Source organism: Streptomyces sp. NPDC007856, assembly GCF_042868225.1.
Lineage (GTDB): Bacteria > Actinomycetota > Actinomycetes > Streptomycetales > Streptomycetaceae > Streptomyces.
Window position 1 is genome coordinate 144,346 of record NZ_JBIAEC010000002.1, and the last position, 22,224, is coordinate 166,569.

The 22,224-nt window shown below is 71.8% G+C and carries 16 protein-coding genes; 7 read left to right on the forward strand and 9 right to left on the reverse strand.

The window, feature by feature from the left end:
• Positions 1-90: 90 nt before the first annotated feature.
• The 3 genes from pepN to ACFYOH_RS05095 form a co-directional block, all read right to left on the reverse strand.
• Entirely contained in the window at positions 91-2,604 is a 2,514-nt protein-coding gene (gene pepN, locus ACFYOH_RS05085) for an aminopeptidase N (protein ID WP_388621313.1), read from the reverse strand.
• A gap of 260 nt (positions 2,605-2,864) precedes the next feature.
• Entirely contained in the window at positions 2,865-3,212 is a 348-nt protein-coding gene (locus ACFYOH_RS05090; protein WP_388621315.1) for a chorismate mutase, read from the reverse strand.
• Between the two features lie 5 nt (positions 3,213-3,217).
• The gene (locus ACFYOH_RS05095) at positions 3,218-4,135 is read right to left on the reverse strand and encodes a helix-turn-helix domain-containing protein (RefSeq protein ID WP_388621317.1); all 918 of its coding nucleotides are present in this window, start codon (positions 4,133-4,135) and stop codon (positions 3,218-3,220) included.
• A 150-nt stretch (positions 4,136-4,285) separates the two neighbouring features.
• On the opposite strand from ACFYOH_RS05095, the gene ACFYOH_RS05100 reads away from it, so the two are divergent.
• Positions 4,286-6,043: a beta-galactosidase family protein gene (locus tag ACFYOH_RS05100; protein ID WP_388621318.1), complete on the forward strand. Its 1,758-nt coding sequence runs from the start codon at positions 4,286-4,288 to the stop codon at positions 6,041-6,043.
• Positions 6,044-6,101: 58 nt separating this feature from the next.
• Positions 6,102-6,983 carry a hypothetical protein gene (locus ACFYOH_RS05105; RefSeq protein WP_388621320.1) on the forward strand — a complete coding sequence of 294 codons (882 nt, stop codon included), beginning with the start codon at positions 6,102-6,104 and terminating at the stop codon, positions 6,981-6,983.
• Positions 6,984-7,186: 203 nt separating this feature from the next.
• On the opposite strand, the gene ACFYOH_RS05110 is transcribed toward ACFYOH_RS05105, so the two are convergent.
• Positions 7,187-8,626 (reverse strand): MFS transporter, encoded by a 1,440-nt coding sequence (locus tag ACFYOH_RS05110; protein WP_388621321.1) that lies wholly within the window; start codon positions 8,624-8,626, stop codon positions 7,187-7,189.
• 139 nt (positions 8,627-8,765) lie between these two features.
• Between ACFYOH_RS05110 and ACFYOH_RS05115 the strand changes: the two genes are divergently transcribed.
• Entirely contained in the window at positions 8,766-9,248 is a 483-nt protein-coding gene (locus tag ACFYOH_RS05115) for a MarR family winged helix-turn-helix transcriptional regulator (RefSeq protein ID WP_388621323.1), read from the forward strand.
• Positions 9,249-9,260: 12 nt separating this feature from the next.
• Here the strand turns inward: ACFYOH_RS05115 and ACFYOH_RS05120 are convergent, their stop codons facing one another.
• Both ACFYOH_RS05120 and ACFYOH_RS05125 read right to left on the reverse strand, forming a co-directional pair.
• Positions 9,261-9,872, reverse strand: coding sequence for a TetR/AcrR family transcriptional regulator (locus ACFYOH_RS05120; RefSeq protein WP_388621324.1), 612 nt, complete (start codon positions 9,870-9,872; stop codon positions 9,261-9,263).
• Positions 9,873-9,895: 23 nt separating this feature from the next.
• Positions 9,896-10,621, reverse strand: a complete 726-nt coding sequence (locus tag ACFYOH_RS05125; RefSeq protein ID WP_388621325.1) for a vWA domain-containing protein — start codon at positions 10,619-10,621, stop codon at positions 9,896-9,898.
• A gap of 135 nt (positions 10,622-10,756) precedes the next feature.
• On the opposite strand from ACFYOH_RS05125, the gene ACFYOH_RS05130 reads away from it, so the two are divergent.
• Both ACFYOH_RS05130 and ACFYOH_RS05135 read left to right on the forward strand, forming a co-directional pair.
• Complete coding sequence (locus ACFYOH_RS05130) at positions 10,757-11,623, forward strand: rhomboid family intramembrane serine protease (protein ID WP_388621327.1); 867 nt, start codon at positions 10,757-10,759, stop codon at positions 11,621-11,623.
• A 55-nt stretch (positions 11,624-11,678) separates the two neighbouring features.
• Complete coding sequence (locus tag ACFYOH_RS05135) at positions 11,679-12,308, forward strand: hypothetical protein (protein ID WP_388621329.1); 630 nt, start codon at positions 11,679-11,681, stop codon at positions 12,306-12,308.
• A gap of 158 nt (positions 12,309-12,466) precedes the next feature.
• Here ACFYOH_RS05135 and ACFYOH_RS05140 read toward each other — a convergent pair whose 3' ends face one another.
• The 3 genes from ACFYOH_RS05140 to ACFYOH_RS05150 all read right to left on the reverse strand — a co-directional run bounded on the left by ACFYOH_RS05140 (position 12,467) and on the right by ACFYOH_RS05150 (position 19,703).
• Positions 12,467-13,930 carry a glutamate synthase subunit beta gene (locus ACFYOH_RS05140; protein WP_388621331.1) on the reverse strand — a complete coding sequence of 488 codons (1,464 nt, stop codon included), beginning with the start codon at positions 13,928-13,930 and terminating at the stop codon, positions 12,467-12,469.
• Positions 13,923-18,515, reverse strand: a complete 4,593-nt coding sequence (gene gltB / locus ACFYOH_RS05145) for a glutamate synthase large subunit (protein WP_388621333.1) — start codon at positions 18,513-18,515, stop codon at positions 13,923-13,925. The genes ACFYOH_RS05140 and gltB overlap by 8 nt, the downstream gene beginning before the upstream one ends.
• 456 nt (positions 18,516-18,971) lie before the next feature.
• Positions 18,972-19,703 (reverse strand): VIT1/CCC1 transporter family protein, encoded by a 732-nt coding sequence (locus ACFYOH_RS05150; protein WP_388621335.1) that lies wholly within the window; start codon positions 19,701-19,703, stop codon positions 18,972-18,974.
• A 259-nt stretch (positions 19,704-19,962) separates the two neighbouring features.
• Between ACFYOH_RS05150 and ACFYOH_RS05155 the strand changes: the two genes are divergently transcribed.
• Together ACFYOH_RS05155 and ACFYOH_RS05160 are read left to right on the forward strand one after the other, a co-directional pair.
• A complete protein-coding gene (locus ACFYOH_RS05155; RefSeq protein ID WP_388621337.1) occupies positions 19,963-21,102 on the forward strand; it encodes an ADP-ribosylglycohydrolase family protein in 1,140 nt (379 codons plus the stop codon).
• Positions 21,099-22,217 carry an ADP-ribosylglycohydrolase family protein gene (locus tag ACFYOH_RS05160; RefSeq protein WP_388621339.1) on the forward strand — a complete coding sequence of 373 codons (1,119 nt, stop codon included), beginning with the start codon at positions 21,099-21,101 and terminating at the stop codon, positions 22,215-22,217. Before ACFYOH_RS05155 ends, ACFYOH_RS05160 begins: the two co-directional genes overlap by 4 nt.
• Positions 22,218-22,224: the final 7 nt, after the last annotated feature.

Genomic DNA, 22,224 nt, shown 5'->3' on the forward strand with positions numbered 1-22,224 from the left:
GGCTGATCGTTCCTGACAGCTCGAGCCTAGGGGGACGATCCGGACCGCGGCATCGTCGGCGGGTACCAGCCGCGCCCTGCGCCGGCGGACCTACTCCGCCCGTGCCGCCTGCGCCTCCTCCGTCTGCGCGCCGCGCACCCGCAGGGCGCGGGCCAGGTCGTCGAGGCGGTCGGCGAGGGTGCGGCGCAGGGCGGGGGTGGGGTCGGCGTCGCGCAGACAGGCCTCGCCGAGGCGCACGTTCTCGGCGTCGACGGCGTGGGCGGGGAAGGCCCAGCGGCCGGCCGCCTGCGCGATGGCCGGGCCCCGGCGGGCGCTGACGGCGACCGCGTCCGAGTAGAAGCGCGGCACGTACTGCCGTACCAGATCGGCCTGTTCGGGCTGCCAGAAGCCCTGGGCGGTGGCCGTGAAGAGGTAGTTGGACAGGTCGTCGCCGGCGAACATCGCCTCCCAGGCCGTCCGCTTGGCCTCGGGGTCGGGCAGGGCGGCACGGCAGCGGGCGGCGCCCTCCTGGCCGGTGGCGCTCGGGTCGCGCTCCAGCTCGGCGGCGATGGCGGCCTCGTCGGTGGCGCCGAGCACGGCGAGCCGGCCGAGGATGCGCCAGCGCAGCTCGGGGTCGAGTTCCGGCCCGCCGGGCACCGTGCCGTCGGCGAGCCAGGCGGCGATGGTGTCGGGGTGGGCGGCCACGGAGATCAGGTGCCGTACCGCGATCAGGCGCAGGCCCGGGTGATCGCCGTCCTCGGTGCGCCGCAGCAGGTCGCGGCAGAGCGCGGTGAGGGTCGCGAGGGCGGCCGGGCGGTCCTCGGGCCTGAGGTACTGGTCGGCGATCTGTCCGGAGGCGAAGGCGAGGACACCCTGGACCAGGGCGAGGTCGGTCTCCCTCGGGAGGTGGGCGCGGGCCGTCTCCAGGTAGGCGGCGGGCGCCAGTTCGCCGTCGCGTACGGCGTCCCTGAGGGCGTTCCAGACGACCGCGCGGGTGAGCGGGTCGGGCAGGCCCGACAGGCCGGCGCGGACCGTCTCGAAGGACTCGGTGTCGAAGCGGACCTTGGCGTAGGTGAGGTCGCCGTCGTTGAGCACGAGCAGCGCGGGGCGCTTGCCGATGGGCTGCGGGGCGGTCTGGGGGACGTCGAGGTCGAGGCGCTCGCGCAGCACCAGCCGGCCCTCGTCGGCGACGTCGTGGTCGTACAGGCCGGCGGTGAGGCGGTGCGGGCGGCTGCCCGTGCGGTCGACGGTCAGCGCACAGGTTCCGTCGGCGACGGCGACGACGGGGGTGAGCCGGTCCACGCCGGTGGTGCGCAGCCAGCTGTCGGCCCAGGCGGGCACGTCGCGCTCGGTGGCGGAGGCGAGGGAGTCGATGAAGTCGGCGAGGGTGGCGTTGCCGAAGCGGTGCCGGGCGAAGTGGGTGTTGATACCGGCGAGGAAGTCCTTCTCGCCGAGCCAGGCGGCGAGTTGGCGCAGCGCGGAGGCGCCCTTGGCGTAGGAGATGCCGTCGAAGTTGAGCAGCGCGGAGGCCGTGTCGTCGACCTTCTCGGGGGCGACCGGGTGGGTGGTGGGCCGCTGGTCGGCGTCGTAGCCCCAGGCCTTGCGGGTGACGCCGAACTCGGTCCAGGGGCCGGTGAAGCGGGTGGCCTCGGCGGTGGTCTGGTAGCCCATGTACTCGGCGAAGGACTCGTTCAGCCAGATGTCGTCCCACCACTTGAGGGTGACGAGGTCGCCGAACCACATGTGGGCCATCTCGTGCGCGATGACCATGGCGCGGGTCTCCCGCTCGGCGTCGGTGACGGCGGAGCGGTAGACGAAGTCGTCGCGGAAGGTGACCAGGCCCGGGTTCTCCATGGCGCCCGCGTTGAACTCGGGGACGAACGCCTGGTCGTAGGAGTCGAAGGGGTACGGCTCCTCGAACTTCTCGTGGTAACGGTCGAAGCACGCGCGTGTGACGTCGAGGATCTCCTCGGCGTCGGCCTCCAGGTGGGGCGCGAGGGAGCGGCGGCAGTGGATGCCGAAGGGCAGTCCGCGGTGCTCGGTGCGCACCGAGTGCCAGGGGCCGGCGGCTACGGCCACGAGGTAGGTGGAGATCAGCGGGGTGGGCGCGGCCTGCCAGACGCCGTCGGCGCGCTGTTCGGTGATGCCGTTGGCGAGCACGGTCCAGCCCTCGGGCGCCCTCACGCAGACCTCGAAGACGGCCTTGAGGTCGGGCTGGTCGAAGGCGGCGAAGACGCGCTGGACGTCGTCCATGAACATCTGGGTGTAGACGTACGTCTCGCCGTCACTGGGGTCGGTGAAGCGGTGCATGCCCTCCCCGGTGCGGGAGTAGCGCATGGCCGCGTCGACGCGCAGCTCGTGCTCCCCGGCGGACAGGTTCTTCAGCGCCAGCCGGCCGTCGTCGAGCGACTCGGGGTCGAGGGGGTCCCCGTCGAGCGTGACGGCGCGCAACTCGGCGGGCTTCAGCTCCACGAACGTGTCCCCGGCGGACCGCGCGGTGAACCGGATCACAGTGCGGGAGTCGAAGGTCTCGTCCCCGGTCGTGAGGTCCAGTTCGACCGTGTAGCGGTGGACGTCGAGGAGCTGTGCTCGGAGCTGCGCTTCATCGCGCGTGAGTACGGACATGCAGGCCATGCTGCCTGATCGCGCTGACAGCGCACAGGGGGTGGGCGGGTTCACGACATATGTCCGGCTCTCCACCCCGCGCCCGCGCCCCGGCTGCCCTGCCTGCCCCCTCGCCCTCCCGCCACCGACTCCCCCTGGCCGGGCTGGGCTGGTCTCCGCGCACTCCAGACCATTCCTGTCCGCTCCGGGCTCGTTCCTGACCGCCCGTGCCGCCAGCGGGCCCCGACCCTCCGCGCCCGCCGACCGGTCCCCGGCCGGGGTCAGTCGTCCGTCTGCTGTCCGTTGGCGGTGTCCTCGGCGATGCGCTCGTGGTGGCGGATCACCTCCGCGATGATGAAGTTAAGGAACTTCTCGGCGAAGGCCGGGTCGAGCTTGGCGTTCTCGGCGAGGCGGCGCAGTCGCGCGATCTGGCGGGCCTCGCGGGCCGGGTCCGCGGGCGGCAGTTGGTGCACGGCCTTCAGCCGGCCGACCTGCTGGGTGGCCTTGAACCGCTCGGCGAGCAGGTGTACGACGGCCGCGTCGATGTTGTCGATACTGTCGCGCAGCCGCTCCAGTTCCTGGCGGACCCCGGGGTCCACGTCACCGGTTCCGGTGTTGCTGGTGGTCATGCAGGTCACCCTATGGGTTCCCCGGGCCGGCCCTCCGGGCTGTCCGGAGAGTGGATCATAGGCGGATCGTCCGGTTCCGGTACGCGGTCGCTCCAGCCGCCGGGCACACTGCGGCCCTGCTGGGCGCGGAAGCGGACCGGAGCGAGGCCCACCCGGCGGGTGAACAGCCGCGAGAAGTACGCGGGGTCCTCGTAGCCGACGCGGCGCGCGACGGCGGCGACCGGCAGTTCGGTGGCGGCGAGGAGTTCCTTGGCACGGCCGAGGCGGATGCCGAGCACGTAGTCCTTGGGGCTGCAGCCCGCGGCCCGGCGAACGGCACTGCGCAGCTCGGCGGCGGTCATGCCGTGCACGCGCGCGTGGTCGGCGACGCTCATCGGCGTGCAGGCGTCCCGCGCGAGTGCCTGGAGCACCTGGTCGCCGTCCGGGGCGAGGTCGGCGCGGGCGCGACGCAGGGCGACGAGGAGTTCGTGCACGGCGGCGCCGGTCTCCACCTCCAGCAGCGGGTTGCCGCGGCGGGCGGCGCGGGCGATGCGGGCGACCACCGCCCGGGGCCCGGCGGCGTCGGAGAGCGGGACGACGGGCCGCTCGGGTTCGATGTAGCCCAGCTCGGTGTACGTCGTGGTGGCGGGCCCGGCGAAGTCGACGAAGCCCTCGTCCCAGCCGGTGTCCGGATCGGGCGCGTAGTGGTGGGTCACGCCGGGGGTGAGCCAGAGCAGCGCGGGCGCGATGACGGTCGTACGGCGGCCGTCGGCGCCCCGGTACCAGCCACGGCCCGCGCTGATCACGACGGCCACGTGGTGATCGAGGGCGCGCGGGCCGACCGTGGGCAGCGCGCCGTGCTGGAGGCCCACGCCGAGGCAGACCAGACCGAGGCGGTGATGAGCGGGGCCGGGGCTGAAGAACCGCATCCAAGTCTGGTACATCGGTGCTCCTCCCGGGCGTGCTGAGATGCGGAGTTCTGTCCAAACGATTCGTCCAGACGATTGGCCAGACGACTCGGCCAGACGATTTGTCCAAGCAGCGCCGATCTTCGTCCATGGCGCCGGCCGCCGGAAGAGATGAGGCTTGGGCGCATGAGCGAGTTCACGGTGGGGGAATCCGACTTCCTGCTGGACGGGCGGCCGGTGCGACTGCTGTCCGGGGCGCTGCACTACTTCCGGGTGCACGAGGGTCACTGGCGGCACCGGCTGGCGATGCTCCGGGCGATGGGCCTTAACTGCGTGGAGACGTACGTTCCCTGGAACCTGCACCGGCCGGCCCGGGGCGGCTACCGGGACGTGCAGGCGCTCGGTCGCTTCCTGGACGCGGTCCGGGAGGCCGGGATGTGGGCGATCGTCCGGCCGGGCCCCTACATCTGCGCCGAGTGGGAGAACGGCGGACTGCCGCCCTGGGTGACGGGCGAGCCGGGCACGCACGTGCGCACGCGTGACGAGCGATATCTGTCCCACGTGGAGTACTGGTTCCACCATGTGACGCACGAGATCGCGCCCCGGCAGATCGACCGCGGCGGCCCGGTGATCCTGGTGCAGGTGGAGAACGAGTACGGCAGTTACGGCAGTGACACCGGCTATCTGGAGGCGCTGGCCGGTCTGCTGCGCGCCAAGGGGGTCACGGTGCCGCTGTTCACCTCCGACGGCCCCGAGGACCACATGCTGACCGGCGGTTCGCTGCCCGGGGTGCTCGCCACGGTGAATTTCGGCTCCCACGCGCGCGTGGCCTTCGAGACGCTGCGCCGCCACCGCCCCGAGGGCCCGCTGATGTGCATGGAGTTCTGGTGCGGCTGGTTCGACCACTGGGCCGGCGAGCATGTCGTACGGGACCCGGAGCAGGCCGCCGGGGCGCTGCGGGAGATCCTGGAGTGCGGGGCGTCGGTGAACCTCTACATGGCGCACGGCGGCACGAGTTTCGGTGGCTGGGCGGGTGCCAACCGGGGCGGCGGCGAACTGCACGAGGGCCCGCTGGAGCCGGACGTGACCTCCTACGACTACGACGCCCCCGTGGACGAGTACGGCCGCCCCACCGAGAAGTTCTGGCGCTTCCGCGAGGTGCTGGCCACGCACCACTTTGGGCCACTGCCCGAACTGCCGCCGATGCCCGCCCCGTTGGGCCGCCCGGCGGAGGTGACGCTGGACGCCTGGGCGCCCCTGGCCGACGTCCTGGAGGCGCTGGGCGGCGCGGAGAGGGTCGCCCCCCTGCCGCCCACCTTCGAGGAACTGCACGTCACCCGGGGCCTGGTGCGCTACGAGGTGGACGTGCCCGGCCCCCGGCAGCCGTATCCGCTGACGCTGCGCGGGCTGCGGGACCTCGCGGTGGTGTACGTCGACGGCGAGCGGGCCGGGGTGCTCACCGAGGAGGAGCCACGGCTGAAGGAGCCCGTCGCGGGCCCCGCGCGCGTGGAGCTGTGGGTGGAGTCCCTCGGGCGGGTGAACTACGGGCCGCGGTTCGGGGAGGCGAAGGGGATCACCGGCGGGATCCTGCACGAACGGCAGTTCCTGCACGGGGTACGCGCGCGTGGGCTGGATCTGTGCGCGTTCGAGGACGGTGTGGACGCGGTGCGGTTCGGCGCGCTGCCGGATGAGGGCGCACCGGGGCTGTACCGGGGCACCCTCGCGGTCCACGGGGCCGGGGACGCCCGGCTGGAGCTGCCCGGCCGGACCCGCGGGTTCGTCTGGATCAACGGCTTCAACCTGGGCCGCTACTGGTCGGTGGGCCCCCAGCGGTCCCTGTACGTCCCCGGCCCCGTGCTGCGGGAGGGCGAGAACGCGGTCTGGGTCCTGGAACTGCAGGACACGGACCCGGACCGCCCGGCACCCCGTCTCCTGCCCGTGTGACCAGCGGCCCGTCCCGCCTACAGTGGAGAGGGGTTCCGGCGTCTTTGGGGGTGCGGACGTGGCGAACGGCGGACCGGTCCAGCACGGCTACCCGCACCTGGAGACGGTGCGGGCCGCCATCACCGCGCTGTACAGGCGCCTGTCCTACGACACCGTCCAGACCTTCTCGACCAGCGTGCTCCCCGCCGACGTGGCCTTCTGCGACACCGACGACCTGCATCTGGGCGCGCAGCGGGTGGCTCGCGAGATCGTGCGGCACTTCCGGCTGCCGGATGCGCGGCTGATCGTCGGCTTCCGGGAGATGACCCACGCGGCGAACGTCGAACTGACGGCGGGCCCCGAGTACTTCGTGGAGCTGAACGACCGTTTCCGCACCCATCGCCGGGACATCGGCGCGGCGCTCGCGCACGAGGTGGCGCACGTGTATCTGCATCGCCTGGACCTCTCCTTCCCCGCGACGCCGCAGAACGAGATCCTGACGGACACGGTGACGACGTATCTCGGCGCGGGCTGGCTGCTGCTGGACGCCTTCCGGGAGGACGCGGTCTCCTCGCAGAAGCTCGGCTATCTCACCCCGGAGGAGTTCGGTTACGTCCTGGCCAAGCGGGCGCTGCTCTTCCAGGAGGACCCGTCGGTGTGGTTCACCAGCCCGCAGGCCTACGACGCTTACGTCAAGGGCATGGCCCTGGCCCGCCGGGACGAACAGCAACCGCCGCTGACCGGGGCCGGCTGGGCGGGGCGGCGCCGCTATGCCCACGACCGCCGCCACGCCTTCGTCGTCCAGCCGACGGCCCCCTACGCCTTCTCCCCCGACCCCGCCGGCCACCTCCGTGTGACCTTCCCCTGCCCGACCTGCCACCAGCGGATCCGGATACCGGTGAAGGGGCGGGTACGGGCGCGGTGCGGTTTGTGCCGGACGGTACTGGAGTGCGACACGTAACTTCACGGCACCACTGGGGGCTCCGGTCCCCAGACCCCCGGCCTCGCCCACCCACCACCCGACTCGGTCGGCCAAGAGGCTCGGCGCAGGGCGCGGTCAGCGGGGGCCCGATGCGCTCGACCTCGCCTTCCAGCCGACCGGGTCGGGTGATCGGGTGGGCAAGCGGGGGTCTGGGGACGGGAGCCCCCAGGTGGCCCGGTGTGTCAGCCGAGGTTCTCGGCCGCCGCTCGTCGAGGAAGCGCCGCGCACAACCCACCGCACACCACGAACGCCCCCACGACCCACGGCATCGCGTCCCCCAACGCCCCGGTCATCCCCCTCCCGACGGCGCCGAAGAACACCGTGCCGACCACGGCGGCCCCCACCGCTCCCCCGAACTGCTGAGCCGTCGAGAAGATCCCGGACGCCCCGCCGGCCAGATCCCCCGGCACCGCCGACAGCACCACGTTCACCAGCGGCACCACCAGGAACCCGAGCCCGGCACCGGCGACGACCAGCCCCGGCACCAGCGGCCACGCCCCCGCATGCACGGCCGGCGCGCCGTCGACCACGGACCACACCCAGCCGAAGCCGCCCGCCATCAGCAGCGCCCCGGTGCCGAGCACCAGCCGCCCGTACCGTACGGCGAGCCCGTCCGCGGCGGGCGCGCTGAGGAAACCGCCGACCGAGAAGGCCACCGTCACCAGGCCGGCCTGCATCGGCGTGTACCGCTCACCGGCCTGCAGCCAGACCGCGAAGACCAGGAAGAAGCCCTGCATGCCGATGGAGAACAGCAGCTGGACGAGCACGCCCACGGAGAACGCGGGGAGCCGGAAGGCGCGGGCGGGCAGCAGGGGCACCGTTCCGGGGCGGTGCCGCCGGGCCTCGTACACCCCGAGTCCCACGACCGCCGCCGCCCCTGCCCCGAGGCACAACCAGCCCCACAGCGGCCAGCCGTTCTCCCGGCCCTGGACCAGGGGCAGCACGATCGCGACCAGGCCGCCGGCCAGCAGCAGGCTGCCCAGGACGTCCGGCCGGCCCGCCGACCGCTCGCGGGTGGCCGGGACGAGCAGCAGCCCGGCGACGAAGGTCGCCACGGCCACCGGCACGTTCACCAGGAACACCGAGCGCCAGCCCCAGCCGAACAGATCGGCGTCCGTGAGCACCCCGCCGAGCAGCAGCCCGACGGCGGAAGCGAACCCGGCGACGGCGCCGTACATCCCGAACGCGGCCCCGCGCTCCTTGCCCTGGAACAGGGTGCGGAACGAGCCGATCACCTGCGGCACCAGCACGGCGGCGAGCACGCCCTGCACCGCGCGTGACGCGATCAGCTGTCCCGGCGACTGGGCGATCCCGCAGGCGAGACTGGCCAGTCCGAAACCGGCCGTACCGGCGAGGAAGAGCGGGCGGCGGCCGATGCGGTCGCCGAGGTGGCCGGAGACGATCAGGGCGGCGGCGAAGCCCAGCAGGTAGGCGGAGACCGTCCACTGCAGGTCGCTCGGCGAGGCGTGCAGATCGCGGCTGATCGACGGCACGGCCACGTTGACGATCGTGGTGTCCAGCAGATCCATGAGCGCCGCGATCATCATCACGACGGCCGCGGCCCAGCGTCGCGGATGGGGTTGCGCCGTGGTGGCGGCGGGGTCGGTGAGCGTTGCGGACATGGAGGACTCCTCAGCTCCTCGGCAGCGGATGTCGACAGGCCGAATTTATTTCGTTCGACCTAACGAAAGAGTTGCACCGCCACCACCCTCTCCGCAAGTCGTTAGTTCGACCGAACGAAATTTTTGTTAGCCTGGGGGCATGGCCAAGGCAGACGAGAAGCGGGACGAGGCGGCGCGGTCCGAGACGCTGGCGCAGCTCATGGAGGTGGGCCGGGTCCACAGCGGGGTCACGGTGATGTTCCACTCGGCCGTCGCCGCCAAGCAGGGGCTGAACGCGACGGAGGAGAAGACCCTGGACCTCCTCCAGCGGCACGGCCCGCTCACCGCGAAGGACCTCGCCGAGCTGACCGGACTCGCCCCCGCCTCGGTCACCGGACTGATCGACCGGCTGGAGAGCAAGGGCTTCGTCCACCGGGTCAAGCACCCGACGGACAAGCGCCGGGTGCTGGTCGAGCTGAACCAGGAGAAGATCGCCGAACTCGCCGGGTTCTTCGAGGACTGGGCACGGGACGTCGTCGAGGCCTGCGAGGAGTTCAGCACGGACGAGCTGCGGACCGTCATCCGCTTCCTGTCCGTCATGAGCGAGCGCCAGCGCACCGCCGCGGCCCGCCTGACCGGCTGAGCGTGCGGCGCGCTATGCGCGTACGGCGATCCCGTCCAGCACCATCGACAGATACTGGCGGGCGATCTCCTCGGGGCTGTGCCCGCCGCCGGGCCGGTACCAGGAGGCGGCCACCCAGACGGTGTCGCGCACGAAGCGGTAGGTGAGGCGGACGTCGAGGTCGGCGCGGAAGACATGCTCGGCGACCCCGCGTTCCAGCGTGCCGAGCCATGCCTTCTCGAACCGGGCCTGCGACTCGGCGAGGAACGCGAACCGTTCCTGGGCGACGAGTTGCCTGCTCTCCTTCTGGTAGATCGCTACGGCGGCGCGGTGCCGGTCGATCTCCCGGAAGGACTCGGTGACGAGCGCCTCCAGCGTCTCGCGGGGCCCGAGCCCGGAGCCGAGGACGGTGTCGTAGCCGTTCCACAGCTCGTCGAGGAAGGTCCGCAGGATCTCCTCCAGCATCGACTCCTTGGAGTCGAAGTGGTAGTACAGGCTGCCCGCGAGCATCCCGGCGTGGTCGGCGATCCGGCGGACGGTGGTGGCGTTGTAGCCGTGCTCGGCGAAGACCTCGGCGGCGATGCCGAGGAGTTCACCGCGCCGGGCTGCCGCGGCGGTCACCGGGGGCTTCTTCTTGGTCGGCACGCACCGATTGTTTCAAACAGTCGTTAGGGAAACCGGACGATGCCCGCGGCGCGTGCGGCCGCCAGCCACCGCGGGAACTCGCCGACGAGCCGGTCGTACAGTTCGGCGTCCGAGACCCGCCGCGGGTCCTGGCCGGCGTGGAAGAAGCCGGCGTTGTCCACGATCCGCTTGTCCGGTACGGCCAGCTCGTCCAGCTTCCGCAGGAACTCGAACTGCCGGCTGCCCGGGTCGCCGAAGCCGACGAACTGCCAGAACAGCGGGAGCCCCGCCGCCTTGCACAGATAGCGTTCGGCGGCGAGCTTGTTGATCGGGCCGCCGTCGGTCTGGAAGACGACCAGGGCCGGGTCGGTGGCTCCGCTGTCCAGGTAGTGGTCGATGACGGCGTCCATCGCCAGGTGGTAGCTGGTCCTGCCCATGTGCCCGAGCCCGGCCACGATCCGCTCGACGCTGCCCTCGTGGTCGTCGAGGGCAATGTCGGTGATCGCGTCGACGTCCGTGGAGAAGAACACGACCGGCACCCGGCCGTCGTCGTCCAGGTGCGCGGACAGGCCCAGCACCCGGTCGGCGAGAGTCTGCACACTGCCGTCCGCGTAGTACGGCTTCATCGAGCCGGAGTAGTCGACCACCAGGTAGACGGCGGCGCGCAGCCCGTCCAGGCCGTGCTTGGTGAGCGACACCCCGGCGGACCGGTAGGCGCCGACGAGCGCGGGCGCGGTCTCCTCCACCTTGCGCAGACTGATCGCGGCCATGGTCCCCCTCGGATTTCCGGGAAGCATATGTGATCACTGAGCCCTGTTGTCGCTCCCGTCACACCAGTTCGCTATTTTGTTCGCCGCCGTCCCCACCGGCTCGCCCTGTCCCGATCTTCCTCCAAGGAGCCGGCCGTGACCGCCGAGTCCGCCGTCACCACCTGCTTTCGTCACCCCAAGGTGGAGTCCCACGTCCGCTGCACCCGCTGCGACCGCTACATCTGCCCGGACTGCATGCGCGAGGCGGCCGTGGGCCACCAGTGCGTGGAGTGCGTGAAGGAGGGCGCGCGGTCGGTCCGGCAGGCGCGCACGGCGTTCGGCGGCCGGATCAGCACGGTACCGCTGGTGACCTATGTCCTCATCGGGCTCAATGTGCTCGCCTACCTCGCCGAGTTGGCACGGCCGTCCATCGAGGACCGCTTCGCCATGCTCGGCACCGTGCCCGCGGGCTATCTCCCGGAGGGCGTCGCGCACGGCGAGTGGTACCGGCTGCTGACCGGCGCCTTCCTGCATCTGACGCCCGGCGAGGGCACGTTCGGCATCACGCACATCCTGTTCAACATGCTCGCGCTGTGGAACATCGGCCGGGTGGTCGAGGCACAGCTGGGCCGGGTCCGCTATCTCGCGCTGTATCTGCTGTCGGCGCTGGGCGGCTCGGTGCTGGTGCTGCTGCTCGCCCCCACGTCCTTCACCGTCGGCGCGTCCGGCGCGATCTTCGGCCTGGGCGCGGCGTACTACGTGATGGGCCGTCGCCTCGGCTACGACATGCGGGCGGTCAACCAGTACATGGGCGGGCTGCTGGCCTGGCTGGTGATCTCCGCCTGGCTGACCTCCTGGCAGGCCCACCTCGGCGGCCTGCTCGCGGGCGGAGCGGTGACGCTGGCCTACGCGTACGCGCCCCGGGACGGCCGGCGCACCCTGGTCCAGGCGGGCGTGTGCGTGGCCCTGCTGGCGCTGCTGCTGGTGCTCACCTGGATGAAGGTGACCTCGCTGACGGCCTGAGCGCGCGCGGGAAAACCAGGTGTCCGGCCACCGAACCGACCGTACGCCTCCGGCCATGCCCGAGCACCCGTGGTTCGTCATCGAACCGGAGGACGACGAAGAGTTCGAGTTCACCGACGACGAACGCGCCTTCGCGGCCGCGCTGCGGGAGCGCACCGCCGGTTGGGCCTCGGCAGGGGTCGGCGGAGAACTCGCGCGGACGGACGCGTGGGATTCGCTGGTGGCCCATCCGTCCTTCAGCGATCCCGGGGGCCGGCTCCATCTGCTCTACGCGGGTATGCACTTCACCGGGGACCGCGTCCGCGGAGACCGTCTGCACAACCAGCTGTTCACCCTGACCGACCGCCCGTCGAGCTGGGCCCTGGAGGCCACCGGCACGGTCGAGGAGCCGGCCGACCGGTCGGCGCACTGGTTCCGGACGGTGCTGGACAAGCCCGTCGTGCTGTACGTATGGCTGAACCCCGACCGGTACGCCTACGCGGCACGGTTCGCCTTCGCCGACGACGACCGGACGATCAGCCAGCTGTACCGCAAGGATCTGGTGCCGCCGGGGCAGGCGGAGGAGCTGATCGCGGCCGGGCATGTGCACGGCCGTGGCCGGATCCAGACCGTCGGCCTGCCACGCCCACGCTGTACCAGCACATCCGCGGCGATCTGGGCAAGGCCGCTCTGCCGCCCGGGGTGAGGGCCGTCACCGAGCGCGGGCCCCTCGCGGGCGTCTGGTACGAGTAGGCACGGCCCGCGGAAAAGCAACGACGCCTGCCCAGGCGTCCGGTCGGGGACAGGGCAGGCGTCGTCTGGTGTTCCGTACGCCGTTGTACGGGACGTCTATTCGTGGTGCCGTCAGACCGCCAGGGCGCGGTCGGTCGGGCGGATCGGGGCCGGCAGGTCGCTGGCACCGGTCAGGAACCGGTCGACACCGCGGGCGGCCGAGCGGCCCTCCGCGATCGCCCACACGATGAGGGACTGGCCGCGGCCGGCGTCACCGGCGACGAACACACCCGGCACGTTGGTCTGGAAGTCGGCGTCGCGGGCGATGTTACCGCGTTCGTCGAGCTCCAGGCCGAACTGCTCCACCAGGCCGTTCTCCCGGTCGGTGCCGGTGAAGCCCATGGCGAGGGTGACCAGCTGGGCGGGGATCTTGCGCTCGGTGCCCGGCTTGGAGGTCAGCTTGCCGTCCACGAACTCGACCTCGGCGAGGTGCAGCCACTGCACGTTGCCGTCCTCGTCGCCCTCGAAGTGGGTGGTGGAGGCGGAGTAGATCCGCTCGCCGCCCTCCTCGTGGGCCGAGGTGACCTTGTACAGGATCGGGAAGGTCGGCCAGGGCTGGTTGGTCGGGTGCCGCTCGTCGTTCGGGCGGGGCATGATCTCCAGCTGGGTGACCGAGGCAGCGCCCTGCCGGTGGGCGGTGCCCACGCAGTCCGCGCCGGTGTCACCGCCGCCGATGACGACGACGTGCTTGCCCTCGGCCGAGATCGGCGCGGTGACGTAGTCGCCCTCCTGGACCTTGTTGGCCAGGGGCAGGTACTCCATGGCCTGGTGGATGCCCTTGAGTTCGCGGCCCGGCACCGGCAGGTCGCGGGCCATGGTCGCACCGGCGGCGATCACGATCGCGTCGTAGCGCTTCTTCAGGTCGCGGGCGTTGATGTCGCGGCCGACCTCGACGCCGGTGCGGAAGCGGGTGCCCTCCGCGCGCATCTGCTCGATACGGCGGTTGATGTGCCGCTTCTCCATCTTGAACTCGGGGATGCCGTACCGGAGGAGGCCTCCGATGCGGTCCGCGCGCTCGTAGACGGCGACCGTGTGGCCGGCCCGGGTCAGCTGCTGGGCGGCGGCGAGACCCGACGGGCCCGAGCCGATGACCGCGACCGTCTTGCCGGACAGGCGCTCGGGGATCTGCGGGGCGACCGTGCCCGAGTCCCACGCCTTGTCGATGATGGAGACCTCGACGTTCTTGATGGTGACCGGCGGTTGGTTGATGCCGAGCACACACGCCGACTCACAGGGAGCCGGGCAGAGGCGGCCCGTGAACTCCGGGAAGTTGTTCGTGGCGTGCAGGCGCTCCGAAGCCGCCGACCAGTCCTCGCGGTAGGCGTAGTCGTTCCACTCGGGGATCAGGTTCCCCAGCGGGCAGCCGTTGTGACAGAACGGGATGCCGCAGTCCATGCACCGGCTGGCCTGCTTGCTGATGATCGGCAGCAGGGAACCGGGGACGTAGACCTCGTTCCAGTCCTTGACGCGCTCACCGACGGGACGGCTCTTGGCGACCTCACGGCCGTGGTTCAGGAAGCCCTTCGGGTCAGCCATTGATCGCCGCCTCCATCATCTTCTCGGTGATCTCGGTCTCGGTCAGACCGGCTCGCTCGGCGGCGTCCTTGGCGGCGAGCACTGCCTTGTACGTGCTGGGGATGATCTTGCTGAACCGCGCCACGGCCTGCTCCCAGTCGGCGAGCAGCTTCTCGGCGACCGTCGAGCCGGTCTCCTCGGCGTGGCGGCGCACCACGTCGTGCAGCCACTGCTGGTCCGCCTCGTCCAGCGCCTCGACCGACCCGGCATTGCCGGCGTTGACGTTGTCGCGGTCGAGGTCGATGACGTAGGCGACACCGCCGGACATGCCCGCCGCGAAGTTGCGGCCGGTCGGGCCGAGGACGACCGCGCGACCGCCGGTCATGTACTCGCAGCCGTGGTCGCCCACGCCCTCGGAGACGACCAGCGCACCGGAGTTGCGGACACAGAACCGCTCACCGGTACGACCGCGCAGGAACAGCTCGCCGCCGGTGGCGCCGTAGCCGATGGTGTTGCCCGCGATGGTGGAGAACTCGGCGAGGTGGTCGGCGGCCCGGTCCGGGCGGACGACGATACGGCCGCCGGACAGGCCCTTGCCGACGTAGTCGTTGGCGTCGCCCTCCAGGCGCAGCGTGACACCGCGCGGCAGGAACGCGCCGAAGGACTGGCCGGCCGAACCGGTGAAGGTGATGTCTATGGTGTCGTCGGGCAGACCCGCGCCGCCGAACTTCTTCGTCACCTCGTGGCCGAGCATGGTGCCGACCGTGCGGTTGATGTTGCGGATGGCGACCTGGGCGCGCACCGGCTGGGCCTCGGTCGCGTCGTTCGCGGCCAGGGCGTCGGCGGCGAGCTTGATCAGCTCGTTGTCCAGCGCCTTCTCCAGGCCGTGGTCCTGCTCGACCACCCGGTGGCGCACGCCGCCCTCGGGCAGCGACGGCACGTGGAACAGCGGCTCCAGGTCCAGGCCCTGGGCCTTCCAGTGGTCGACGGCGCGCTCGACGTCCAGCACCTCGGCGTGGCCGACGGCCTCCTCGATGGAGCGGAAGCCCAGCTCGGCCAGCAGCTCGCGGACCTCCTCGGCGATGAACTGGAAGAAGTTCACCACGTACTCGGCCTTGCCGGAGAAGCGGTCGCGCAGCGTCGGGTTCTGGGTGGCGATGCCGACCGGGCAGGTGTCCAGGTGGCAGACGCGCATCATCACGCAGCCGGAGACGACGAGCGGCGCGGTCGCGAAACCGAACTCCTCGGCGCCGAGCAGCGCGGCGATGATCACGTCACGGCCGGTCTTCAGCTGGCCGTCCGTCTGGACCACGATCCGGTCGCGCAGGCCGTTGAGCAGCAGGGTCTGCTGGGTCTCGGCGAGGCCGAGCTCCCAGGGGCCGCCCGCGTGCTTCAGCGAGGTCAGCGGGGAGGCGCCCGTACCGCCGTCGTGGCCGGAGATGAGCACCACGTCCGCGTGCGCCTTGGAGACACCCGCGGCGACCGTGCCGACGCCGACCTCCGACACCAGCTTCACGTGGATACGTGCCGCCGGGTTGGCGTTCTTGAGGTCGTGGATCAGCTGGGCCAGGTCCTCGATGGAGTAGATGTCGTGGTGCGGCGGCGGGGAGATCAGGCCGACGCCCGGCGTCGAGTGACGCGTCTTCGCGACCCACGGGTAGACCTTGTGGCCGGGCAGCTGGCCGCCCTCGCCGGGCTTGGCGCCCTGGGCCATCTTGATCTGGATGTCGTCCGCGTTGACCAGGTACTCCGAGGTCACACCGAAGCGGCCGGAGGCGACCTGCTTGATGGCGGACCGGCGCGCCGGGTCGTACAGGCGCTCCGGGTCCTCGCCGCCCTCACCGGTGTTGGACTTGCCGCCCAGCTGGTTCATGGCGATGGCGAGGGTCTCGTGCGCCTCCTTGGAGATGGAGCCGTACGACATGGCGCCCGTCGAGAACCGCTTGACGATCTCGCTCACGGGCTCGACCTCGTCGATGGAGATCGGCTGCCGGTCGGACTTGAAACCGAACAGGCCGCGCAGCGTCATCAGGCGCTCGGACTGCTCGTTCACGCGGTCCGTGTACTTCTTGAAGATGTCGTAGCGACCCGTGCGCGTGGAGTGCTGGAGGCGGAAGACCGTCTCCGGGTCGAACAGGTGCGGCTCGCCCTCGCGGCGCCACTGGTACTCGCCGCCGATCTCCAGCGCGCGGTGCGCCGGCGCGATGCCGGAGGCCGGGTAGGCCTTGGCATGGCGGGCGGCGACCTCCTTGGCGATGACGTCGATGCCGACGCCGCCGATCTTGGTGGCGGTGCCGTTGAAGTACTTCTCGACGAAGGCCTCGTCCAGGCCGACGGCCTCGAAGACCTGGGCGCCGCGGTAGGAGGCGACGGTGGAGATGCCCATCTTCGACATGACCTTCAGCACGCCCTTGCCCAGGGCGTAGATCAGGTTCTTGATGGCCTTCTCCGGCTCCAGGCCGTTCAGGAAGGTGCCGGCGCGCAGCAGGTCCTCGACCGACTCCATCGCCAGGTACGGGTTGACGGCGGCGGCGCCGTAGCCGATCAGCAGGGCGACGTGGTGGACCTCGCGGACGTCGCCGGCCTCGACCAGCAGGCCCACGTGGGTGCGCTGCTTGGTGCGGATGAGGTGGTGGTGGACGGCCGCGGTGAGCAGCAGCGAGGGGATCGGCGCGTGCTCGGCGTCCGAGTGGCGGTCCGACAGGACGATCAGACGGGCACCGTTCTCGATGGCGGCGTCGGCCTCGGCGCAGATCTCCTCGATGCGCGCGGCGAGGGAGTCGCCGCCGCCGGAGACCCGGTACAGGCCGGACAGGGTCGCGGCCTTGAAGCCGGGCATGTCGCCGTCGGCGTTGATGTGGATGAGCTTGGCCAGCTCGTCGTTGTCGATCACCGGGAAGGGCAGGGTGACCGAGCGGCAGGAGGCGGCCGTCGGGTCGAGCAGGTTGCCCTCCGGGCCCAGCGACGAGCGCAGGGAGGTGACCAGCTCCTCGCGGATCGCGTCCAGCGGCGGGTTGGTGACCTGCGCGAACAGCTGGGTAAAGTAGTCGAAGAGCAGCCGCGGGCGCTCGGACAGGGCCGCGATCGGCGAGTCCGTGCCCATGGAGCCGATCGGCTCGGCGCCGGTGCGGGCCATCGGCGCGAGGATGACGCGCAGCTCCTCCTCGGTGTAACCGAAGGTCTGCTGGCGGCGGGTGACCGAGGCATGGGTGTGGACGATGTGCTCGCGCTCGGGCAGGTCGACCAGCTCGATCTCGCCGGCCTCCAGCCACTCGGCGTACGGCTTCTCGGCGGCGAGGTTGGCCTTGATCTCGTCGTCCTCGATGATGCGGTGCTCGGCGGTGTCGACGAGGAACATCTTGCCGGGCTGCAGCCGGCCCTTGCGGACGACCTTGGCCGGGTCGATGTCGAGGACGCCGACCTCGGAGCCGAGGACGACGAGACCGTCGTCGGTGACCCAGTAGCGGCCGGGGCGCAGACCGTTGCGGTCGAGCACGGCGCCGACCTGGGTGCCGTCGGTGAAGGTGACGCAGGCGGGGCCGTCCCAGGGCTCCATCATCGTGGAGTGGAAGCCGTAGAAGGCGCGCCGGGCCGGGTCCATGGAGTCGTGGTTCTCCCACGCCTCCGGGATCATCATCAGCACCGAGTGCGGCAGCGAACGGCCGCCCAGGTGCAGCAGCTCCAGCACCTCGTCGAAGGAGGCGGAGTCGGAGGCGTCCGGCGTACAGACCGGGAAGACGCGGTCCAGGCCCTTGTCGCCGAACAGGTCGGAGACCAGCTGCGACTCGCGGGCGCGCATCCAGTTGCGGTTGCCCTGGACGGTGTTGATCTCACCGTTGTGCGCGACGAAGCGGTACGGGTGCGCGAGCGGCCACGACGGGAAGGTGTTCGTGGAGAACCGGGAGTGCACGAGCGCGATCGCGGAGGCGAAGCGGCGGTCGGACAGGTCCGGGAAGAAGGGCTCCAGCTGGCCGGTGGTCAGCATGCCCTTGTACACGATCGTGCGCGCGGACAGCGACGGGAAGTAGACACCGGCCTCGCGCTCGGCGCGCTTGCGCAGCACGAAGGCCTTGCGGTCCAGCGCGATGCCCTCGCTGGTGTGGTCGGCGACGAAGACCTGCCGGAAGACCGGCATGGTGGAGCGGGCGGTGGCACCCAGCAGCTCCGGGGCGACCGGAACCTCACGCCAGCCGAGGACCGTGAGACCCTCCTCGTCGGCGATCGTCTCGATCTGCGAGACGGCCTCGGCGGTGCCGTCCACCGGCAGGAAGGCGATACCGACGGCGTAGGAGCCGGCGGCGGGCAGTTCGAATCCGGCCACCTCGCGGAAGAAGGCGTCGGGCACCTGGGAGAGGATGCCGGCGCCGTCGCCCGAGTCGGGCTCGGAGCCCGTGGCACCGCGGTGCTCCAGGTTGCGCAGCACGGTGAGTGCCTGTTCAACCAGGGTGTGGGACGCCTCGCCGGTGAGGGTGGCGACGAAACCGACGCCGCACGCGTCGTGTTCGTTGCGGGGGTCGTACATACCCTGCGCAGCAGGGCGAGCATCCATGAACGACCAGTTCTGGCCATTCGCGGAGTGCTGGGACGGCTGGCGCGGCGTACGCATCGGCTCTCCCGTCGTCGTCATCAGGCATGTGGCAGGTGCCGAGGGACGACGTTGGCCCTCTGCGTGATCTCAAAATTTCGTGCAGGTTACATGATGGGGCGGTTCCCAGGAAGCGGATACACCGTTCCAACATGCGGACACCACGGGGTCCGTGGCGTAGGTGCCGCGCCGGGGCGGCGGGGTGCCGCGCGTGGCGGCGGGACCGCACATGACGGTCTGGGTGCCGCGCGGTGGCGGCGAACGTGTGAGGGGGACCGGACGGACGAGATCGGTCGGATCGGCGTCCGGCGGCCCGATGGGGGGCGGGGGGAGCGTTGTCACTCACCCCGCGGGGGTGCGGCAGGCGTCATTGCCCACAGCGCTTACGGCTCATGCCCGGTGGTCACGCACTCGAAACCAGCGAGTAACGGGCCTTCGCGGCTACCTATGCGGCCCAACGCATAGGTACCGGCGGTGCTATCCTACGGCCGTTCCGATCAGGGTGCCCAGGGCGTACGTCACACCGGCCGCCGCACCGCCCAGCGCGAGCTGCCTGAGGCCGCTGTACCACCAGCTGCGCGCGGTCACCTTGGCCACCACGGCACCGCAGCCGAAGAGTCCGGCGAGGGCGAGCAGCACGGTGGGCCACAGCGCGCTCGCGCCGAGCAGGAACGGCAGCACGGGCAGCAGGGCACCGAGGGCGAAGGACCCGAAGGAGGAGACGGCGGCGACCAGCGGCGAGGGCAGGTCACCGGGGTCGATGCCCAGCTCCTCGCGGGCATGGATCTCCAGGGCCTGCTCGGGATCCCTGGACAGCTGGCGGGCGACCTCCCGGGCCAGGGCGGGCTCCACACCCCGGGCGACGTACAGTGCCGCGAGCTCGTCCTCCTCGTCCTGGGGGTGCTTGCGCAGCTCACGGCGTTCGACATCGAGCTCGGCCTCGACCAGTTCCCGCTGGGAGGCCACCGAGGTGTACTCGCCCGCCGCCATGGAGAAGGCACCCGCCGCCAGCCCCGCGAGGCCGGTGAGGACAATGGTCTGCTGGCTCACGGACCCACCGGCCACGCCGGTCATCAGGGCGAGGTTGGAGACAAGACCGTCCATGGCGCCGAAGATGGCGGGGCGCAGCCAGCCGCCGTTGACATCGCGGTGCGTGTGGTTGTCGCGGTGCGCTTCGTGCAGCGCGGCCTGGGTTTCGATGACGGCCATGCGGGCCCCCCGGATAGCTTAGCCAAAGCTAACTTTGGACGAGTTCTACTTTTCGACAACACTGAACCTACGCCCCTTCTTCCACTCCCGCCAGCAAGGAAAGGCTGGGCTAACCTGCACCTTTACCGATCTTTGCTCATCCGTGCATGATCTTGCTCAGATGCCAAGCGGGTGACTTCGAGCAGTGCGGGGGCTCGTGCGGCCGCATGCCGTGGCACACATCCGCAAAGCGCCTTCCTGGCCCCGAAGGAGTCCGCCCATGGCATCGATCGCCTGTACTCCCCCGGCCTCGGCGCCCGACGACGCCGCCGGTCTCCGGGACAGGGCCCGCGGGGCACTGCTCGGCCTGGCCGTCGGGGACGCGCTGGGAGCGCCGGCGGAGAACCTGAAGCCGTCCGAGATCCGGGCCCGCTGGGGCCGCATCACGGGCTATGTGGCCGAGGTTCCGTCCGGCACGGACGACACGGAGTACGCGATCTTCTCGGGCCTGCTGCTCGCCCGGCACGGCTCGGCGCTGACCCCGGCGCATGTGGAGGCGGCCTGGCACGAGTGGATCGCCGACCGGGCCGAGGGCCCCTTCCGGGGCGCGGGCTTCAGCGAGCGCGGCACGCTGGAGAACCTGCGCCGGGGTCTCGCCGCCCCGATCTCGGCCCAGCACCGGCACGCCTGGAGCGACGGTCTGGCCATGCGGGCGGCCCCCTTCGGGGTCTTCGCCGCGGGCCGCCCCGCCGAAGCGGCCCGGCTGGTGGCGATCGACGGTTCGGTGAGTCACGAGGGCGAGGGCATCTACGGCGGCCAGGCGGTCGCGGCGGGGGTGGCGGCGGCGATGACGGGCGCGCCGGTTCCGGTGGTGATCGCCTCCGCCCTGGCGGTGATCCCCGAGGACTCCTGGACGGCGCGCTCCCTGCGCCGGGCGGTGGCCGTCGCCCACCGCGGCGAACGCGCGGTCCGCTCCGCGGTCGTCATCGGCGGCTACCCCTGGACCGACCTGGCCCCCGAGGCGGTCGCCCTCGCCTTCGGCGCGTACGCGGCGGCCGACGGCGACTTCGGGGAGGCGGTCCTCACGGCCGTCAACATGGGCCGCGACGCGGACACGACGGCTGCGGTGGCCGGCGCCCTGTCGGGCGCGACCCACGGCGTCTCCGCGATCCCGCCCACCTGGTCCTCCGCCATCGGCCCGGCCCGGGGCCGCTGCCTGCCGTCCATGGCGGGCCACCACATCCTGGACGTGGCGGAGCTGCTGGTACCGGGGGAGGGCGGGAAGTGGGGGGTGGGGGTGGTGCTTCCGGGGGTGCTGCCGGAGTCAGGCGGGCGGGCGGGCGAGCGGGGGGCCAGGGGGCGGAGCCCCCTGGTTGGGGCGGGGAACTCCGGGCACCCGGACAGCGAGGTGCAGTCATGACAGCGCGCCGTATCGAGGGACTCCTGCTCGGCCTGGCCGCGGGCGACGCCGCCGGCTGGCCGGCCGCACGGCACCGGGCCAGCCGTATGCCCGAGTGGACCCGTCGCCTCACCCGCGAGCTGGACACCTTCGCCGAGCAGAACGCCACCACCACCCTTCCGGTGCCGATCGCCCTCAACCAACCCCCCGCCCCCCTCCGCCTCGGCCCCTCCGACGACGCCGAGTGGGCGGCCTTCGCCGCGGAGGCGGTGCTGCGGGCCGGCGACGACGACGCCCTCGGCGACCTCAGCCGGGAGCGCCGTACCCGCGCAGCAATCGACCTCACCTGGACCGCCGTGGCCGCGGAGGTCGCCGCCGCGGCGGAGCGCGCACCCGAGGTGGAGTCCGCCGTGCTCCCGCTGCGCGCCCGCATCTCCGTCCGCTCCGGCCTCGGCAACCTCGCCGCCGGCCTGCGTCCGCCCGCGACCGGCCACGACAACCCGCACTACTTCGACGACGCCGCCTGCGTCCGCGCCTGCGTGCTCGCCGTCGCCCACCCCGGCGACCCCGAACGCGCCGCCGCGCTCGCCGAGTTCGACGCCCGCTACACCCAGGACGGCGACGGCGTGCACGGCGCCCGTGCCATGGCCGCGGCCCTCGCGCTCGCCCTCGCCGACGCCGGGACGGACACCTGCGTGACCGCCGCACTCGCCGAACTCCCGCCCGACACCGAGATCGGCCGCAACGCCCGCCACGCGCTCGCCCTCGCCGAGGACGGCGATTCCGCCTTCGCCCTCGTCCCGCCCCTGGAGCACCAGATCGTCGACCACGTCTACAGCTACGGCATCGCCGCCGCCGAGACCGTCCCGGTCGCCCTCGCCCTGACCACCGCCGCCCGCGGCCGTATCGCCGAGGCCGTGCCCGCCGCCGCCTGCCTGTCCCGGGTCGCCGACTCGGCCCCGGCCCTCGCGGGCGCCCTCACCGGAGCCCTCGGGGGTGGCGCGGCCGTGCCGGAGACCTGGCGGGACGCCTGCCGCACCCTGTCCGGCTGCGTCCTGCCCCGTCTCAGCGGCACCGACCTGGTGGAACTCGCCGGACTCCTGGAAGCCGCGCAACCGGCCCGCCCAGGAGGATGATTCGGGG

What these genes read in the sequence shown, in the direction of transcription:
- pepN (WP_388621313.1), bottom strand. Translation starts at nt 2,604, where the DNA reads ATGTCCGTACTCACGCGCGATGAAGCGCAGCTCCGAGCACAGCTCCTC.
- ACFYOH_RS05090 (WP_388621315.1), bottom strand. Translation starts at nt 3,212, where the DNA reads ATGACCACCAGCAACACCGGAACCGGTGACGTGGACCCCGGGGTCCGC.
- ACFYOH_RS05095 (WP_388621317.1), bottom strand. Translation starts at nt 4,135, where the DNA reads ATGTACCAGACTTGGATGCGGTTCTTCAGCCCCGGCCCCGCTCATCAC.
- ACFYOH_RS05100 (WP_388621318.1), top strand. Translation starts at nt 4,286, where the DNA reads ATGAGCGAGTTCACGGTGGGGGAATCCGACTTCCTGCTGGACGGGCGG.
- ACFYOH_RS05110 (WP_388621321.1), bottom strand. Translation starts at nt 8,626, where the DNA reads ATGTCCGCAACGCTCACCGACCCCGCCGCCACCACGGCGCAACCCCAT.
- ACFYOH_RS05115 (WP_388621323.1), top strand. Translation starts at nt 8,766, where the DNA reads ATGGCCAAGGCAGACGAGAAGCGGGACGAGGCGGCGCGGTCCGAGACG.
- ACFYOH_RS05125 (WP_388621325.1), bottom strand. Translation starts at nt 10,621, where the DNA reads ATGGCCGCGATCAGTCTGCGCAAGGTGGAGGAGACCGCGCCCGCGCTC.
- ACFYOH_RS05135 (WP_388621329.1), top strand. Translation starts at nt 11,679, where the DNA reads ATGCCCGAGCACCCGTGGTTCGTCATCGAACCGGAGGACGACGAAGAG.
- ACFYOH_RS05140 (WP_388621331.1), bottom strand. Translation starts at nt 13,930, where the DNA reads ATGGCTGACCCGAAGGGCTTCCTGAACCACGGCCGTGAGGTCGCCAAG.
- gltB (WP_388621333.1), bottom strand. Translation starts at nt 18,515, where the DNA reads ATGCGTACGCCGCGCCAGCCGTCCCAGCACTCCGCGAATGGCCAGAAC.
- ACFYOH_RS05150 (WP_388621335.1), bottom strand. Translation starts at nt 19,703, where the DNA reads ATGGCCGTCATCGAAACCCAGGCCGCGCTGCACGAAGCGCACCGCGAC.
- ACFYOH_RS05155 (WP_388621337.1), top strand. Translation starts at nt 19,963, where the DNA reads ATGGCATCGATCGCCTGTACTCCCCCGGCCTCGGCGCCCGACGACGCC.
- ACFYOH_RS05160 (WP_388621339.1), top strand. Translation starts at nt 21,099, where the DNA reads ATGACAGCGCGCCGTATCGAGGGACTCCTGCTCGGCCTGGCCGCGGGC.